General features: G+C 43.5%; 17 protein-coding genes. 6 read left to right on the forward strand and 11 right to left on the reverse strand.

The window, feature by feature from the left end:
* Positions 1-17 precede the first annotated feature (17 nt).
* From rsmG to D7V32_RS04495, 3 genes are all read right to left on the reverse strand, one after another.
* Complete coding sequence (gene rsmG / locus D7V32_RS04485; protein WP_120401717.1) at positions 18-650, reverse strand: 16S rRNA (guanine(527)-N(7))-methyltransferase RsmG; 633 nt, start codon at positions 648-650, stop codon at positions 18-20.
* 86 nt (positions 651-736) lie between these two features.
* The gene (gene murU / locus D7V32_RS04490; protein WP_120401718.1) at positions 737-1,426 is read right to left on the reverse strand and encodes an N-acetylmuramate alpha-1-phosphate uridylyltransferase MurU; all 690 of its coding nucleotides are present in this window, start codon (positions 1,424-1,426) and stop codon (positions 737-739) included.
* Positions 1,426-2,439: an aminoglycoside phosphotransferase family protein gene (locus D7V32_RS04495; protein ID WP_120401719.1), complete on the reverse strand. Its 1,014-nt coding sequence runs from the start codon at positions 2,437-2,439 to the stop codon at positions 1,426-1,428. Before D7V32_RS04495 ends, murU begins: the two co-directional genes overlap by 1 nt.
* A 120-nt stretch (positions 2,440-2,559) precedes the next feature.
* Between D7V32_RS04495 and D7V32_RS04500 the strand changes: the two genes are divergently transcribed.
* Both D7V32_RS04500 and D7V32_RS04505 read left to right on the forward strand, forming a co-directional pair.
* A complete protein-coding gene (locus tag D7V32_RS04500; RefSeq protein ID WP_120401720.1) occupies positions 2,560-5,046 on the forward strand; it encodes an LPS-assembly protein LptD in 2,487 nt (828 codons plus the stop codon).
* Entirely contained in the window at positions 5,046-6,365 is a 1,320-nt protein-coding gene (locus tag D7V32_RS04505; RefSeq protein WP_120401721.1) for a peptidylprolyl isomerase, read from the forward strand. Before D7V32_RS04500 ends, D7V32_RS04505 begins: the two co-directional genes overlap by 1 nt.
* Positions 6,366-6,480: 115 nt before the next feature.
* On the opposite strand, the gene hfq is transcribed toward D7V32_RS04505, so the two are convergent.
* From hfq to tsaE, 4 genes are all read right to left on the reverse strand, one after another.
* Complete coding sequence (hfq, locus tag D7V32_RS04510; protein WP_120401722.1) at positions 6,481-6,999, reverse strand: RNA chaperone Hfq; 519 nt, start codon at positions 6,997-6,999, stop codon at positions 6,481-6,483.
* 92 nt (positions 7,000-7,091) lie between these two features.
* Positions 7,092-8,036 (reverse strand): tRNA (adenosine(37)-N6)-dimethylallyltransferase MiaA, encoded by a 945-nt coding sequence (gene miaA / locus D7V32_RS04515; protein WP_120401723.1) that lies wholly within the window; start codon positions 8,034-8,036, stop codon positions 7,092-7,094.
* Between the two features lie 6 nt (positions 8,037-8,042).
* The gene (gene mutL, locus D7V32_RS04520; protein ID WP_120401724.1) at positions 8,043-10,055 is read right to left on the reverse strand and encodes a DNA mismatch repair endonuclease MutL; all 2,013 of its coding nucleotides are present in this window, start codon (positions 10,053-10,055) and stop codon (positions 8,043-8,045) included.
* Positions 10,052-10,522: a tRNA (adenosine(37)-N6)-threonylcarbamoyltransferase complex ATPase subunit type 1 TsaE gene (gene tsaE / locus D7V32_RS04525; protein WP_120401725.1), complete on the reverse strand. Its 471-nt coding sequence runs from the start codon at positions 10,520-10,522 to the stop codon at positions 10,052-10,054. Before tsaE ends, mutL begins: the two co-directional genes overlap by 4 nt.
* A gap of 133 nt (positions 10,523-10,655) precedes the next feature.
* Here tsaE and D7V32_RS04530 point away from each other — a divergent pair, with 133 nt between their 5' ends.
* From D7V32_RS04530 to D7V32_RS04540, 3 genes are all read left to right on the forward strand, one after another.
* A complete protein-coding gene (locus tag D7V32_RS04530; RefSeq protein ID WP_120401726.1) occupies positions 10,656-11,561 on the forward strand; it encodes a pseudouridine synthase in 906 nt (301 codons plus the stop codon).
* Between the two features lie 111 nt (positions 11,562-11,672).
* The gene (locus D7V32_RS04535) at positions 11,673-12,011 is read left to right on the forward strand and encodes a type II toxin-antitoxin system RelB/DinJ family antitoxin (RefSeq protein WP_120401727.1); all 339 of its coding nucleotides are present in this window, start codon (positions 11,673-11,675) and stop codon (positions 12,009-12,011) included.
* 93 nt (positions 12,012-12,104) lie between these two features.
* Complete coding sequence (locus D7V32_RS04540) at positions 12,105-12,548, forward strand: GNAT family N-acetyltransferase (RefSeq protein ID WP_120401728.1); 444 nt, start codon at positions 12,105-12,107, stop codon at positions 12,546-12,548.
* Between the two features lie 76 nt (positions 12,549-12,624).
* On the opposite strand, the gene D7V32_RS04545 is transcribed toward D7V32_RS04540, so the two are convergent.
* Positions 12,625-13,341 carry a pseudouridine synthase gene (locus D7V32_RS04545; protein WP_120401729.1) on the reverse strand — a complete coding sequence of 239 codons (717 nt, stop codon included), beginning with the start codon at positions 13,339-13,341 and terminating at the stop codon, positions 12,625-12,627.
* 231 nt (positions 13,342-13,572) lie between these two features.
* On the opposite strand from D7V32_RS04545, the gene D7V32_RS04550 reads away from it, so the two are divergent.
* A complete protein-coding gene (locus tag D7V32_RS04550; RefSeq protein ID WP_120401745.1) occupies positions 13,573-14,034 on the forward strand; it encodes a DUF441 domain-containing protein in 462 nt (153 codons plus the stop codon).
* A gap of 99 nt (positions 14,035-14,133) precedes the next feature.
* Here the strand turns inward: D7V32_RS04550 and D7V32_RS04555 are convergent, their stop codons facing one another.
* The 3 genes from D7V32_RS04555 to D7V32_RS04565 all read right to left on the reverse strand — a co-directional run bounded on the left by D7V32_RS04555 (position 14,134) and on the right by D7V32_RS04565 (position 16,820).
* On the reverse strand, positions 14,134-15,324 hold the full coding sequence (locus D7V32_RS04555) for an MFS transporter (RefSeq protein ID WP_120401730.1): 1,191 nt from the start codon (positions 15,322-15,324) through the stop codon (positions 14,134-14,136).
* 234 nt (positions 15,325-15,558) lie between these two features.
* Complete coding sequence (locus D7V32_RS04560) at positions 15,559-15,885, reverse strand: gamma-glutamylcyclotransferase family protein (RefSeq protein ID WP_120401731.1); 327 nt, start codon at positions 15,883-15,885, stop codon at positions 15,559-15,561.
* A gap of 14 nt (positions 15,886-15,899) precedes the next feature.
* Positions 15,900-16,820: a LysR family transcriptional regulator gene (locus tag D7V32_RS04565; protein ID WP_120401732.1), complete on the reverse strand. Its 921-nt coding sequence runs from the start codon at positions 16,818-16,820 to the stop codon at positions 15,900-15,902.
* Positions 16,821-16,871: the final 51 nt, after the last annotated feature.

The raw sequence follows: 16,871 nt of genomic DNA on the forward strand, positions 1-16,871 counted from the left end.
AAATCCTTTGAAAAAAATTAAATACGCTTCAATAGAAGCAAGTGACGCTGTTCATCCAGACGCGGTACTTTCAGCTCTACAATATCGCAGCTGAATTGATCTTTAAACTCTTCAACTTCTTCACTTGGGATCAAGCCTTTCATTGAAGCAATAATGCTTTGTTCATGCATAAATGGAATTGAAGCATGAATAAAGTCAGTTAAAGATGCAAATGCGCGGCTGGTGATCACATCAAATTTGCCTAACTCTTGAATACTTTCTTCATTTTCGACACGCGTCTGCACCGCAATCACATTGCTGAGCTTTAAGTCTGCAATAAACTGCTTTAAGAAACGAATTTTTTTACCGTTTGAATCGAGCAGCACACACTGGCGCTCAGGCTGGCACAGCGCAATAATCATACCCGGCATGCCGCCGCCAGTACCAATATCTAAAAGCCTGCCCGCAGGCAAGTCTTTTAAAATGCTCAAACTGTCCAGCAAATGCTTGACTAGCATCTCTTTCGGGTCACGGATCGCAGTCAAGTTATATGCCTTATTCCATAACACCAAAGCATCTTGGTACTTGAGTAATAAATTTAAAGCTTCATCGCTTAAGCTTAAACCTAAAGCTTGACTACCCTGCTTAAGTTCTTGAAAAAAAGTATGCATAAACGATTTACGTCTCGAAAAAGTTAGATGGAAGTATAACGATTTATCCTGCCCGTCACAGCAGGATGTGTTTAGTGAATATGCACTTAAACGTACATACCTTGACGAATTTGCAAATCTAAAGCGGTTAAACGCTCTGGCGTGCCCACATCAACCCAAGCCGCCTGCATTTTTTCAGCTGAAACCTTACCCTCAAGCATTGCTTCTTTCAGCAATGGCGCAAGCGGGCGCTTACCAGCATCCAAGCCATCAAACATTTTTGGATTTATGACTGCGATGCCGCTATAAGTCAAATTTTCACCTGCATGCGCTTGATCAAAGGTATATGCGCGGCCAGCATACAAAGTAAAATCACCTTTAGGATGCTGCTCTGGATTTTGTACAAACACCAAATGTGCCAAATCATCATTCAGCTGAACATCCAGCAAGACATTAAAATCAAATGTCGTCCAAACATCACCATTGACTAAAATAAAAGGTTCTTCACCTAACAGCGGCATTGCATTAATAATACCGCCTGCAGTTTCTAAACCTTCAGCTTCACGCGTCCAGCGGATATCTACACCAAATTGAGAACCATCGCCCAATTCGCCAATTAAAATATCAGCCAGCCAAGCAGAGTTGATCACAATTTCTGTAACACCAATGGCTTTTAATTTTTCAATATGCCAAATAATTAGCGCTTTACCGCCCACTTCCAGCAAAGGCTTTGGCTTATAAAGCGTTAAAGGACGCATTCGGTTGCCTAGGCCAGCCGCTAAAATCATGGCTTTCATTATGCTTCAACCTCGTATTTGCCATATTTTTCTTCAAATGCCGGCAATACTTTATCGTATATAAACTGCATAAACGGCTGCAATTCTGCATAAGGCTTGCTTTCTTCAAGTAAATACCACATTACACGCGGTAAGTCTTTCAAATAACCCGACTTGCCGTCACGCTCAAATAAACGGACAAAAATACCTAAAATTTTAATATGGCGCTGAATCGCCATCATGTCTGCGTCTTGTTTAAACTGATCAAGGCTGCGGCCTTCTTTAGCCGCTGCTGGAAGCAAGTTATAGAAAGTTTCAAACCAGCTATAAACACGCGCAGGATTCCACTGCACATAAGCATCACGGGTAATAGAGATCAAGTCATAAGTATCCGCACCAATGACTGCATCTTGAAAGTCAATGACTCCTTGCTCCTGCTCTCCTTCCAGCACCATCAAATTACGGCTATGAAAATCACGGTGCACAATCACTTGCGGCTGAGCTAAAGCTGCATTGGCTAAAATAGCAAAAGTACGTTTAATCAGCGCGCTTTCCGCCTCTGTCGGCTGGGTTTTCAAAGACGGCAGCAGCCAATCGGTCAACAACTCCATCTCTGAAATTAACTTTTCATACGAATATGCTGGGAAATGGCCTGCACCATCAACCGCTTGCAATTCGATCAACTGTTTAAAGCTTTGCGTATAATGAGCATCTACTGTTTCATCATTCAGCAAGGTCGAAAGTAGCACATCGCCAAAATCTTCCAGCAATAAAAAACCTTGGTCCAAGTCTTTTGCCACAATATGCGGCACGCGCACACCATGCGCATCAAAAAATTCATCAATCGACACAAAAGGACCACAATCTTCTTTTTCTGGTGGTGCATCCATCAGCATAAATGTTTTATTATTCAATTTGATTCGTGCATAACGACGGAAGCTCGCATCGCCTGCTAAAAAATGAGTTTCAAACTGATCTGACTTGAGTACAGATGTAATCCATGATTGTATCAATTGTTCACGTTGTGTATTCATTTGCAATAAATTCTAATACAGGCTGACTTTTTAAAGTGCTAAGTGTAGCTACTTATCAACTTTTTCTCTATGATGCGACAATAATTAATTGCGATTAAGCACTCTTGGTTAATGAGACAAATGAAGCATCAGTTTAAATTTAATCCTTTAGCGACTGCGATCTTAACGCTGCTGTGCGGCAGCTCTTTGTCAAGCCATGCTGCTGACCAGACTGCTTCGTCTGTAAACAATGAAAAGTTAAAACAAAGCATTTCTGAAGCCTATCCTGGCCAACATTTTTTTGAACAATATTATGTAGACAAAACCTCACCTGAAGCGCAGCAGCGCCAAGGCACACAAATGAGTTCTGCATACTGCCAAGGCGCATGGATTACTCCAATTGCTTCGAACAGCAAAGCGCCTGCTCCTTCAGACACAACATCAACCATTACTGCAGATTACGGTCATTTTGATCCGAATGGCGATTCCATTCTTGAAGGCAATGTTTTAATTGACCAGCAAGGCCGTCAAATTCGTGCAGATCAAATTAAAATTGACAAAACACAAACCTATGCCAATGCTTCCGGCAATGTACAAATGGCGCAGGCTGGGCTTATCTCACAAAGTGACAGCATCAATTACAACCTGAAAACACAGCAAGGTGATTTAAGCAATAGTCTTTATATTGCTGAAGAGCAGCATGCGCATGGCCGTGCAGAAAAAATTGCCCGCACATCAACCAATACAATTGAGCTTTCACAAGCCACGTATACAACGTGTCCGCCTAATGAAAAACCGACATGGAAAATTCAGGCGAATCACATTAACTTAAATCAGGAAACTGGCCGCGGTGAAACCAAAAGCACTAAACTTTATATCAAAGATGTGCCCGTTATAGCCGTGCCTTACTTCAATTTCCCAATTGATGACCGCCGTACAACAGGCCTGCTGACACCAAGTTTCGGCTTAACCAATGATGGCGGCATTGAATTTGCTGTTCCTGTTTACTTAAATCTAGCGCCAAATTACGACGCAACCATTGCGCCGCGCTACATTGCCGACCGCGGTGCAATGTTAGAGGCTGAATTCCGCTTCTTAACCAAAAATTTTGGTGAAGGTTTAATTTATGGCGGCGTTTTACCTTCAGATAACGAATATAGCAGCGAAGACCGTAAATCGCTGCACGCAGAACACAAATGGCAAATTAATAATCAATTCAGCACCAACTTTGAATACAATTATGCATCTGACAAAGACTATTTCTCAGATTTAAATAATAATCCAAATTCCAAGACTGACCTCAATCTGCGCCGCGCTTGGGAATTGAATTATAAAAACGGTATTCCTGGCCTAAAAGCACAGCTGAAAGTTGAAGACTTCCAAACACTGGATAAAACCGTTAAAGATGAAGACCGCCCTTATGCCCGTCTTCCGCAATTTTTACTGAATTACACAGCTGGAAACCCGCTCGGCTTACAGTACGAATTCAATCACGATACTGCTTATTTCAAAAAAGATATTGATGATTATTCAGCCTATTCAGCGGCAAATATCAATTCATTTGAACCAAGCGGCACCCGTATTTATAACGATTTTTCTGTACGCTATAATTTCCGCACTCCTTATGCTTTTGCAATCCCCGAAGCGACTGTGCGTAACGTCAATACATTCTTTGATAAAAACACCGTCGACTTCTATAACAATGGCGGCGCCAGCAGCACGCAAACCAGCTCATCTAACGAAACAAAGTCGATTGTCGTACCCCAGTTCACGTTAGATACAGGCTTGATTTTTGAAAAGCAAGGCGAATACCTGCAGACATTTACACCGCGTGTATTTTACGCATACTCACCTTACCGCAACCAAGACAGCCACCCGAACTTCGACTCTGCAACTGCCTCTATCAGCTATGACCAGCTATTCAACCCATACCGTTTTTATGGCCATGACCGCTTAGAAGACAACAACTTTGCATCTGTCGGCCTCAGCTACAGTATTTTTGACCAAATTGGCTTGGAACGCTTAAAAGCAAGTATCGGACAAAGCTACTACTTCGAAGACCGCCGCGTAAGTTTAAACAGCCGCAGTGACGAATTTGACCGCGAACGCCACACTGGTCCAGTGATCAGCTTAACCAGCCAGCTTTCAGAGCGCTTCACCGTCAATGCAAACGGTGCGTGGATGGCCAATGGCGATAATGCTCAGCACGATATTCAGGCCTACTACACCGGCGACAAAGGCAATCTTTACAACTTAGGCTATTTTAAGCGTAAAAATATTCCAAACCGCCAAGATGCCTACGATCAAGCTGTAGCTTCCTTTATTCAGCCCGTCAGCAACAATTGGCGGATCATTGGTCATGCGCAATATGATTTGGATAACAGCGTGGCGCGCGAATATTTACTTGGCGTGAACTATGAGTCATGCTGCTGGGGCTTATCAGTATATGGCCGCTCTTACTATAACGACCTAGACAACGTTAAGGATGACGGCGTCAATCCTAAACGCGCCATTATGGCGGAGTTTACACTCAAAGGCCTAGGCGGATTTAATAATAAGCTTTCATCATTGCTTGAAAACCGTATTTTAGGTTTTAACAATATCAATCAGACTTGGACAGAACGTTAATGAAGACAACACAGCTAAAAAAAGTTTTCAAAGCAACCGCTCTTGCTCTTTGCTTGAGCGCAACCCTGCCTGCCTTCGCTGCAGGACAAACCAAAGATGAAGTTGTTGCTGTTGTCGACAATAGTGTCATTCTGCGCAGCGATTTAGCGCAAAGCGTTGCTGAAATCAGCCACCAGCTGCAAGCGCAAAAGAAAACTGTACCTGCTGAAAAATATCTAGAGCAGCAAGCACTAGAACAGCTGATTACCCGCCAAGCACAGCTGGAACAGGTCAAACGCTACAATATCAAGCCTGATGAAAAAGCGCTGAATGAAGCTGTGTTAAAAGTTGCCAAAGACTCAGGCACAGCAAGCTTAGAAGCATTTCAACAGCGCTTAGATGCAATGGCGCCAGGCACATATGCAAGCCTGCGCAGCCGTATAGCAGAAGACATCGCCATTGGCCGCTTACGTCAGCAAGTTGTCACTTCACGCATTCAAATTTCAGACTCTGACGTGAAGAACTTCCTAAACTCACCTCAAGGACAAGCAGCGATCGGCAGTCAAGCGCATGTATTGCACGTCCGTATTTCAGGTGAAAATCAAGCGGATGTAGAAAAAGCAGCAAAGCAAGTGAAAGAAGAACTTGGCAGCAGCAATGACATCAAATCTATCGATAAAAAATACTCTACCAGCAGCATTAAAGTAGAAGGTGCAGACATGGGCTTCCGCAGCCTTTCTGACATCCCATCAGAACTTGCTGCCCGCGTAAGCACATTGCAGGAAGGCCAAACTACAGAGCTGATCCCTGTACGTGACGGCGTCCATGTCTTAAAACTGATTGAGCGCAAAGTTGCAGATCAAAAAGCGATTGTATCTCAATTTAAAACACGCCACATTCTGATCCAGCCATCTGAAGTGGTTAGCCCAGAAGATGCAAAACAGCAAGCTGACAGCTTATATAGCCGCATCAAAAAAGGGGAAGACTTTGCAGTATTGGCCGCAACCTTCTCTAACGACCCAGGTTCTGCACGTGATGGCGGCAGCCTAGGCTGGGTATCTCCAGGCATGATGGTTCCAGAATTTGATGCAAAAATGAAAAGCACTCCTGCAGGTGAAGTTACAGAACCATTCCAAACTCAATTTGGCTGGCATATCCTGCAAGTAACTGAAACCCGCCAGCAAGATATGACTAAAGAATACCAAGAACGCATGGCGCGCCAGCTTCTAGGCGAACGTCAATTTGATGCTGAATTAGACAGCTGGATCCGAGAAATCCGCAACAATGCCTTTGTTGACATTAAAGATCCAAGCTTAGACCGTAAAAAAAATAACTCTTAAGCTAAAATTAAAGCCAGCATCTATTGCTGGCTTTACACCAATACTGGTCAAACTTTTAAGTAAAAATTTGACCATAAAAAAGCCTCCCATTTGGGAGGCTTTTTTAATTCATCAATTAACGATTATTTTCGTCTTCTTGAGAATCTTCAAATTTTGATTCGCCATCAAAACCGCCTTGACCGCCGAAGCCGCCTTGACCGCCGAAGCCGCCGCCCTGACCGCCGAAGCCGCCCTGACCGCCGAAGCCGCCTTGACCGCCGAAGCCGCCCTGACCGCCGAAGCCGCCTTGACCGCCGAAGCCGCCGCCTTGACCGCCGAAGCCGCCCTGACCGCCGAAGCCGCCTTGAGCTTGACCGCCGAAGCCGCCTTGAGCTTGACCGCCGCCGAAGCCGCCAGCACCTTGAGCACCAGCAGGAGCGCCAGCAGGACGCGGATTACGTGCTGGAACAACAGTAGAGATTGCATGCTTGTAAACCATTTGGCTTACAGTATTCTTAAGTAAAACCACATATTGGTCGAAAGATTCAATGTGACCTTGCAGCTTAATACCGTTAACAAGGAAGATTGAAACAGGAATACGTTCCTTACGGAGAGAATTCAAGAACGGATCTTGTAAGGTTTGACCTTTAGACATGTTATAACTCCAAAAAATATAAAAATCAGCGCAAAAACTACCTTTGATTTTTCAATTAAAAATTATAAAAAAGGCAGTAACTAAATTTTGCTTTATCCGTAACAGTTTCGCAAGTCTTCTTGAGCCTGCTTAATCGTAAAATATGTTGTAAATTTATGCGCTTCTTGCAACGATCTTAACCACGTGTATTGACGTTTAGCAAGTTGTCGTGTTGCAAACAGAGCCTTATCTTCCATTTCTTTACGATTTACGATACTTTTATCACTATTTCTTAAAAATTCTACAGCTTGTCGATAGCCAACAGAGCGCATTGAGGGTAAATTCCCATCTAAATCGTATTTTATCATGAGTTCTTCGACTTCATTTAAAAAACCGATTTCCCACATTATTTCAAGGCGCTTTTCTATTCGCTTATGCAATTCTAATCGATCTGGCATGAGGGCGTAATTATGAAATGTGTATCGGTATGGTAAATTTTTCGGCTGTTCTGCCTGCAGCTGTGTAATCGGCTTGCCAGTTAATTTATACACTTCCAGCGCACGGATGATCCGCTGCTTATCGCTGACTTTAAATTTTTGCCCTGCCAGCGGATCAACAGCACAAAGTTCTGCATAGACAGCTTCCCAGCCTTCAGCCCCACCTTTGGCCTCAATTACCTCACGGACTGCATAATCCGCACTTGGTAAATTCGACGACAAGCCCTCAAGCAATGCTTTAAAATACAGCATCGTACCGCCGACCAATATCGGAATCTTACCTCTGCTGTGCATGTCATCAATTAACGCGCCCGCATCCTCCACAAAATTTGCAGCCGAATACACCTCTAATGGCGAAATAATATCAATCAGATGATGCGGATACTGCTCTAATTCAGCTTTAGTCGGCTTGGCCGTACCAATATCCATATCGCGGTAAACCAGCGCAGAATCGACAGAAATAAGCTCGAATTTACCTTGCTCATAAAGCTCGCATGCCAAAGCAGTTTTTCCGCTTGCAGTAGGCCCCATTAAATTGATGACCGGCAATTGATTTGACATGTACAGCTACTCTCCTCGAGCAAAAAGTTTATCTAGTTGAGCCAATGGAAAAGCGCGCCATGTTGGACGGCCATGATTGCACTGGCTGGCAAATTCAGTTTGTTCCATCTGGCGCAGCAGCGCATTCATTTCTGAAAGGCTTAAAATTCGGTGTGCGCGTACAGCGCCATGACAAGCCATACCCGCTAAAATCTGATCGCGTTTTTGCAGCAAGCCTTGCACCTGATCGCTAAGATCTAAATCATTTAAAAGTTCAGGAATAAGAGCATCGAAATCAGCTTTATGCAATATAGCTGGCACGCCGCGCACAATCACTTGCTCATCGCCATACTGATCTATCTCCAAGCCTAATCTAGCCAGCTGATCACGCAAATCATCCACACGCATCGCCTGCATGCGGCTAATTGGTACAACTTTTGGAATCAGCAATTGCTGAGACATCCAAAATTCAGGCTTGTCCCATGCTTCTTTCATTTGCTGCAGCACAATACGCTCATGCGCTGCATGCATATCGACAATAATCAGACCTTCTGTATTTTGCGCCAATATGTAAATACCATGCAGCTGTGCAATTGCAATACCTAAAGGATGCTCATCTACTTTAGCTGCAATATGCGCCTGCAAAGACTGATCTGCATCTTGGACAACTGAATTTTGATCGCTGCCGCGCAATGGCGCTAAATAACTCTGCAATGCATTATTTAAGCGCGCAGAACCCGCTTGCTGCGAATTATAGCCGCTGCTATAGCCTTGATAAGCATGCGTTTCTGCTGGAGACGTGTAGCTGACACTTTGCGGCTGTACTGAAGCAAAATCCCTTAAACCCTCACCGTCAGTCACGTTCGCTGCAGACTCATACGATTGCATCGTCCCTGCACTGGCTTGCATCTGTTTATGCAAATCAAATTGTTCCTGATAGCGCGGCTGATGCAAAACAGGTGCTGACTGAGCTTCTGCTGGCTCTGTTTTCATTGCCGATGCCAATTCAGCACTGGCTGTTTGGAACTGCGCTAACGTTTCTTTAGCATAATGACGGACAAATTCATGCACTTCACGCTGATTTAAAAAGCGGATTTCATGCTTAGTTGGATGTACATTGACATCAATATTTTCAGGGTCAACTTCTAAAAACAATAAATAACCCGCATGCTGATGACCGTGTAAAATACCGTCATAAGCCATGCGCAGCGCATGCGAGATGGTTTTATCTTTTACAATACGGCCATTTACATAAACATATTGCAAATCCGCTTGCGCCCGCGCATCAGATGGATGGCCCAGCCAGCCGCTTAAGCGCATATTGATGCTGTCTGCATCAATCCAATAAGCATTTTCAGTAAACTGACGGCCAAGCAGCTGCTGTACACGCTGAAACCGCAGCGCGCCGCTATCCGCAAGAGGTAAATTCAGTTTAATACTGCCATTATGTTCCAGTACAAAACGGATATCAAAATGTGTCAGCGCTAAGCGCCGTACAATCTCTTCAATATGTCCAAACTCTGTACTCGGTTTTTTTAAAAATTTACGGCGGGCAGGCACATTAAAAAATAAATCTTGCACACGGATATGCGTACCGCGAGGCGCAGCGACAGCTTGTATTTCCTGATGATCGAATGCTGTGCCGTTTACTTCAACCTGATAGCCAACACCCTCATCAGTCTGGCTGCTGGTCAGCGTTAAACGTGACACCGCGGCGATAGATGCCAAAGCTTCACCGCGGAACCCCAAACTGACAATCGCCTGTAAATCTTCTGCTGACTGAATTTTACTGGTGGCATGACGCATCACCGCCAAAGGTAAATCTTCTGGGTGAATCCCGCGGCCATTATCTATAATTTCAATGAGTGTGCTGCCGCCTTGTTCTATACGGACAATCAGCTCTGCTGTGCCTGCATCAATCGCATTTTCCAGCAATTCCTTCACCACCGATGCAGGGCGTTCAATCACCTCACCGGCAGCAATCTGGTTAGCTAAAGCGGGTTCAAGCGCCCGAATACGGCGCACACTCAAATCACTCATGCAAAACGCGCCTCTAGGGCTTGTTTTAAGGCTGCATCATCAAAAGACAATGCTGCATGACGGGTCATTTCATCTTCTGATTTTTCGATATTAATCATCAATTCAGGCGCTGGAATTTCATCACCGCCTTTCGATGGCCATTCGAAAATAAATAGCGCATTTTCTGTTTCTAAATAATCACGGATACCCATCAGCTCAAGCTCATAGGGATCGTTTAAGCGGTATAAGTCAAAATGAAAGATATCTTTGCCTTGTACGTTATACGGCTCAACCAAGGTATATGTTGGGCTTTTTACAGCCCCTTTATGACCAAGCGACTGCAATAAAAAGCGGCTCAGCGTGGTTTTGCCTGCGCCTAAATCACCAATCAAGTGAATCACTCCAGAGTTAAAATGCTGCGCCAAAACTTGAGCTAAGTTTTGTGTATCTTCTTCATTGTTTAAAGCTAAATTAAATGAATACTGCATAATACTCACGACATGAACCAAAAGAACAATTATGATAGCATCGCAAGGCTTTAAAAACCTATGACCCATATTCAGTTTGTGTAAAATTTCACGGCTTGAAGCCTATCCATTTACCTGATTCATTCATATTTTCATGCAGCTGTCCGATTTCACTCCCCCTATGCTCAATGGCGTCAGCGCCAGCAAAGTTTTCCTAAAACCTCTAAAGCCTCAGCCTGACAGTGTCTATGCTTATTTATGCAGTGAGTTTGCACATATAGGTTCAGAAGAATGGGCTCAACGTTTTGCAGATGGCTTGGTATATGACGCACAGGGGAAGCAACTGCATATTCACTCACCGTTTCATGCTAACAGTCATGTGTTTTATTACCGTTTTTTAGCGCATGAAATCCATGTGCCTTTTGAGCACCGTATTCTTTTTGAAAATGACCACTTCATCGCTGCAGATAAACCGCACTTTCTGACCATTAGCCCTACAGGTCAATATGTGCAGGAAACTTTACTGGTACGCCTAAAAAAGCAAACAGGCAATGAACAGCTCACACCGATTCACCGTTTAGACCGTGAAACTGCGGGTGTGGTGTTATTTTCAAAACGTGCCGAAACTCGCGGGGCATATCAGCAAATGTTTGCTGAACGTACAGTACAAAAAACCTATCATGCCATTGCGCCATTTCAGCCTGAACTGATTTTCCCTCAGACAGTGCGCCTGCGCATGGAAAAAGGCAATCCCTTCTATACGATGACCAGTGTTTGCGGTGAAGCAAACAGCGAAACACATATACAGCTGCTGGAACATAATTCGAACTGGGCAAAATACCTCTTAAAACCGCATACAGGCAAACAGCATCAGCTGCGGGTGCACCTCAGCCACCTTGGTATTCCAATACAGAATGATCCGTTTTACCCGCAAGTAAATCATAAGGCTGACGATGACTTTGCAGCGCCATTACAGCTGCTTGCAAAACACATTGCCTTCCAAGATCCCATTTCAAAGCAGCACTTTTCAATTAATTCAGAATTTGATCTGACACTGTAATATGTTTGTCATTACAAATAAGTGATATTTTCTGAACAGAAATATTGTAATTGCCGTGTAATGGATTAGAATAAATGCGAAAAGTTAAGTATTTTAAAGCTTTCTAAAATTATGAGAAAAACTGAAGTCTATCAAATCCGCTTGGATTCCCAAGAGAAAAAACAGGCCTTTGCTGTATTTAAGCAATTGGGGATTACGCCTGCTCAAGCTGTACGCCTATTTTTCAAGCAGGTTGTACTCACTAAGTCCATTCCCTTCTCAATTGAAAATCAAAGCATTAATTTGGAACAGCTGATTAAGCTGCGTAAATTAAAACAGGACAGCAAAGCTTTAAATGGTGATGCCCATCATTCAGATCCTGTTTCCGCTGCAGATTTAGAGCTGGACGATGATCATATTGATCTTTTTGAAGAGCTGAATGCCATTTTAGGCGAAAGTGACAAAACTTAACACTGTTGCATTTTCAAACAATTTAAAAATCAATCATTTTCAGTTTTTCGTTATGCTTCAAGCAAACATGATAATTGCAGCTTGGAGCGCAGAATGATTGTAAGAAGAGCCCGCGAAGAAGATTTAAACCAGCTTGCCGTATTATTTGATGAGTACCGCCAATTTTATGGCGCTTCCTCAAATCTTGATCTTTCCTATCATTTCTTAAAACAGCGCTTTACCAATAAAGAAAGTGTCATTTTTATTCATGTCAAAGACCATGTTTTTACTGGCTTTGTTCTGCTTTATTTGAGTTTTTCATCAGTTGCCTGCTCAACCTATTATATTTTAGATGATGTATACGTCACCCCGGCATACCGCCGTCAAGGTTCTGCCAAGCAGCTGATTGACACAGCTATTTTATTCGCCCGTCAAGAAAATGCCCTCCGTATTAGCCTTGAAACCCAAAAAAGCAATTACCAGTCCCACCAGCTCTACGAAACAATGGGTTTTGTAAAAGATGATGAGTTTCAAACCTATCACTGTTTCTTAAAGTAAGTTACTTACATATACATATTTAAAATACGATTCAGCAGTCCACGATAAATTTCAGGACTGCCCTTAAAAACGCGTATTAAACTTCACGAAACTTCGCCATCTCAATCTGCGCTGCCGAAAGGTAAGTCCATTCTCCCTCCTGCAAGCCAGATAAGTCCGTCAAACCAAGTTTGCCAATCTGCTTCCTATGCAGCTGTTCAACTTTATTGCCGACTGCCGCCAACATACGTTTCACTTGGTGATATACCCCCTGATGAACAGTCATTTGCAGCTGGTATTCAGCCAAGCGCTGCACATTGGTCGCTGCAAATATGCCGCTTTCATTACGCAGCTCTACCCCTTGTTCTAATTGCGCCATTTGCTCCGTTGTGACAGGGTCTGCCGTATTCATACAGTACACTTTAGCTACATGCTTTTTGGGATGTGTCAGCGCCTGTAAAAACTGCCCATCATCCGTCAGCAGCAGCAAGCCTGTAGTATCCTGATCCAAGCGCCCCACACATTGAATCCCTCTGTTCATCAGCGCGTCATCAAACAAGTCAAATACACTGAAATGATGGGTTGCCTGATGCGAACACTCATAGCCTCTGGGCTTGTTCAGCGCAATATAAACTTTTTCACGGTACTGATAAGTTTCACCGTGTACAGTAAATTCCAGATTATTTAAATTCAGCTTATGTTTTGGATTTATGAGAGTTTCCCCATCTATGCTGACTGCGCCATTTTTAATCAGCAGCTGGCAATGCTTACGCGAGCCTAAACCTTGTGACTGCAGCATTTTTTCCAAAAACATAAATATACCCCATTTTCTAAGTACATATATTCTAAATGAACAGACCAAGAAAACCCAACTTGCTGTTTATATAACATCATCTACTGCAGAAAAATCACACGTTCCTCTCAGCATTTTATACTTACGCAAATTTTAGAATCCATGCCATATCAGCAGCGCATTTCTGCTGCGCAAATCACTGCCTGCAATTCAGGTATAATGCTTCATATTTCAAACTTCTCCCTACGTGTTATGTCTCTGACCAGCCTAGATTTAAACCTAATGGTTTTAATTGTTCTTTTAGCTTGCGGCATTTTCAGCCATAACAGCGCTATTACGATTGCAGCGGGTGTACTGATTGTTTTCCGCATTACGCCTTTAAGCGAGTTTTTTCCTTATTTACAGCAGCACGGCTTAAATATTGGTGTAATTATTTTAACCATTGGCGTACTGACACCGATTGCCAGCGGTAAAATTCCAGGCGCAGAAATTTTAAAATCCTTTATGCATTGGAAATCTATTTTAGCCATCGCTATAGGCGTATTTGTGGCTTGGCTTGGCGGCCGCGGCGTGCAGCTGATGAGCAATCAGCCTAATATTGTTGCTGGGTTACTCATTGGCACTGTTGCCGGTGTAGCCGTTTTACGCGGCGTACCTGTGGGTCCGCTCATCGCAGCAGGCATCTTGTCGCTCCTCATTGGCATAGGACAATAATCTTTAAACCATAAAAACCTATGCAAAACTCATGCATAGGTTTCAAAATCAAATCATTCACAAAGCTGATGCGGTATCTATCCAGATGTTCTAAATAACTTATACTGTTTGAATAAATGTTTTTGTAAATAAGTGCTGAGTAAACCAAATACCGAAGAGCGAAAGCACACTCATTACAACACCAGCCCATAACCACGTGCCCGTGAGAGATACCAGCCATGCAATACATGGCGGCAATACAAACTGTGACAATGCAGAAAACTGTAAAATCAAACCGATCGTCGTGCTGATTGCACTCGGACTTGGCGCAAAGTGCAGCGCTTGAGAAAAAATACTGGCAGCAACCAAACCGCCAAAGAGCGAAAAGCTAAATACAGAAGCATACTGAAGTACAAATGGCATCTGCGTCTTAAAGGCATAAAAACTAAATGCACAAAAAATTAAAATTGCAAAACCGGATTGCATTAATTTTTTTGCATTCAGCCCCCGCTGCAGCATGATTCCGCATGCGAAAGTCCCTACAGCATTTGCAATAGACACACCAGCTGTCAGCATACCCGAAACTGCTGGCGCAATCTGGTTCTGTTCATAAATAGTCGGCATAAAACCCACTAAAGCAAACCATTGCCCTGCATAGGTGCCAAAGATACAAGCCAACAGCCAAGCCGGCGGATGTCTTAAGGTCATCCGTATTAAGCTTCGCATCTGTACAGGCTGGGTCACTGGTACAGGCTTAGGAATCATCAGCGCAATCATTACCAGAAAGAAAAAGGTCACTGCGGAAAAACCAAACCAGATCGCAGGCCATGACCACTGCTGCATCAATAGCGGCGCAGCCATTAAGGCAATCCCCATACCGCCGCCCATATATGCCGTCCACAGCCCCATTTTCATCGGCAAGCTATGTGCTGGCGCCAATTCACGTATTAATGCAGGCCCGCTGAGCGTAACCAGCAAAAAGCCAAAACCCTCTATTGTACGCATAACAAACAATGACAGCACAGACTGCATTAATCCGGCACAGATACTTGCCGCCGTCAGCAATGCCAAACCTAAAAGCACACAGCGTTTTAAACCTAGCTTTGCAGTATAGCTCCCCAACAACAGCGCAAAACACATCCCTGCACACTGAATAAATGACAGCAGCAAGCCTGACTGAACCAGAGTCAGGCCAAGCTCCGCTTGCAGCACTGGAATAGCGACTGGCAATTTTCCTATATGCATCGCTGCAGCAAAGCCTGCTCCGATAACCCACAGGTCTTTACCCAGCCATTGAATCCGATAAGACATTTAGTTGAATATTCCAGTTTTATAACACACCAATAATATCAAAGCTTTAGCATATAGCCCATCCATACAAAGTATGAATAAATCTCTATTTTTCTGGAAAATATTGAAATATTGATGCAGCTGAAACGATTCAGTTCTGCTTAAAACTCACACTGCGCCATAATTGCATAAATAAAAAAATGCCGTCATTTTAATTATGACGGCATTTTTTTATTTATACAGTGTATAAGCAGTTTAAGGCTTAAGCACATAAGCCTGACTTTTCATACTGTCGCCATTTTCCAAATAAACAGTCACATTTGTACGCTCATATTCAGCACCTTCAAATTCATCCAATGCAGACCAATGCGAAGCTAAATTTTCAGATTGAAATACATAACCGCTCACCTCATCACCTTGAGAACTTAAGCGGATACCAGGACTGCCCAAAGCAGCACCCCAGCCGCTATTTTCCAAATGACCAAGAATATAGCCCTGCAGCCAAGTCCCGCCAATACCCTCCATTACATGCGCATTCGGCTGCCCTAAACGCAAAGTGCCATATACAAATAAACTTTGCATCACATAATCCCCTTTTATGCCGAATAATAACTATGACGCTTTTGCGAGAACTTCTCTAATTGCTTTAAGAAGCCTTCAAAATAACTTTTGTCACGCTCTTCAATACGAAAACCTGCATATAAAGTTCTGCGCAGTCCTTGTTCAGACACACAATTTAGACGGCGTGATGTTACCCAGCCTTTTTGCTCATATTCATTCACGACCCAATCCGGCAGTGCGCCTATGCCGCGTCCGCTTGCAACAAGCTGAATCAGCATTTGCGTCAAGTCTGTAGTGCGGATAGATTTAGGTAAAATATTCGCAGGGATAAATAATTTCGCCATAATATCTAAACGGTGTTTATCCACCGGATAGGTAATTAATGTTTCTTCTGCCAAGTCCTGCACAGTAATACTGTCCGCCCGCACCAATGGATGCGTATTCGACAGCACCAGTCTTGACTCATATTCAAAAATTGGGAAATATTCTATGCCCTTAAGCGCGATTGGATCTGCGGTAATCAGCAAGTCAAACTCGCCATTTTGCAAAAGCTCATGCGGGTTTGCTTCAAAACCTGAGGCAAAATCCAAATCCACATCAGGGTATTGCTGGCGGTAGACATTCAGCAAAGGCATCAGCCAGTCAAAACAGCTATGGCATTCTGAAGAAAATGTAATACGGCCTGTTTGCCCATGCACTATGCGGGTAATATCACTTTGTGCAATTTGCACCTGCGGCAGCACCTCATCGGCCAATTTCAGCAAACGCTGCCCCGCATTAGAAAAAGTAACAGGGCGCGTACGGCGGTTAACCACCTCCACACCATACCAATGGTCTAATTCTTTCAATTGATGAGAAATAGCCGACGGCGTTAAGCACAAATCATTAGCAGCCAAAACCAATGAACCATGCTCTCTCAGCGCTGTTAAAGTTTTTAAATGACGTATTTCCAACATAATGGCTCGTTCCCGCACTACGATAAGTAATTAAAAAAGGCCTATGAATGG

Origin of the sequence: Acinetobacter tianfuensis, assembly GCF_003611465.1 — a bacterium.
In the GTDB taxonomy this organism is placed as follows: domain Bacteria; phylum Pseudomonadota; class Gammaproteobacteria; order Pseudomonadales; family Moraxellaceae; genus Acinetobacter; species Acinetobacter tianfuensis.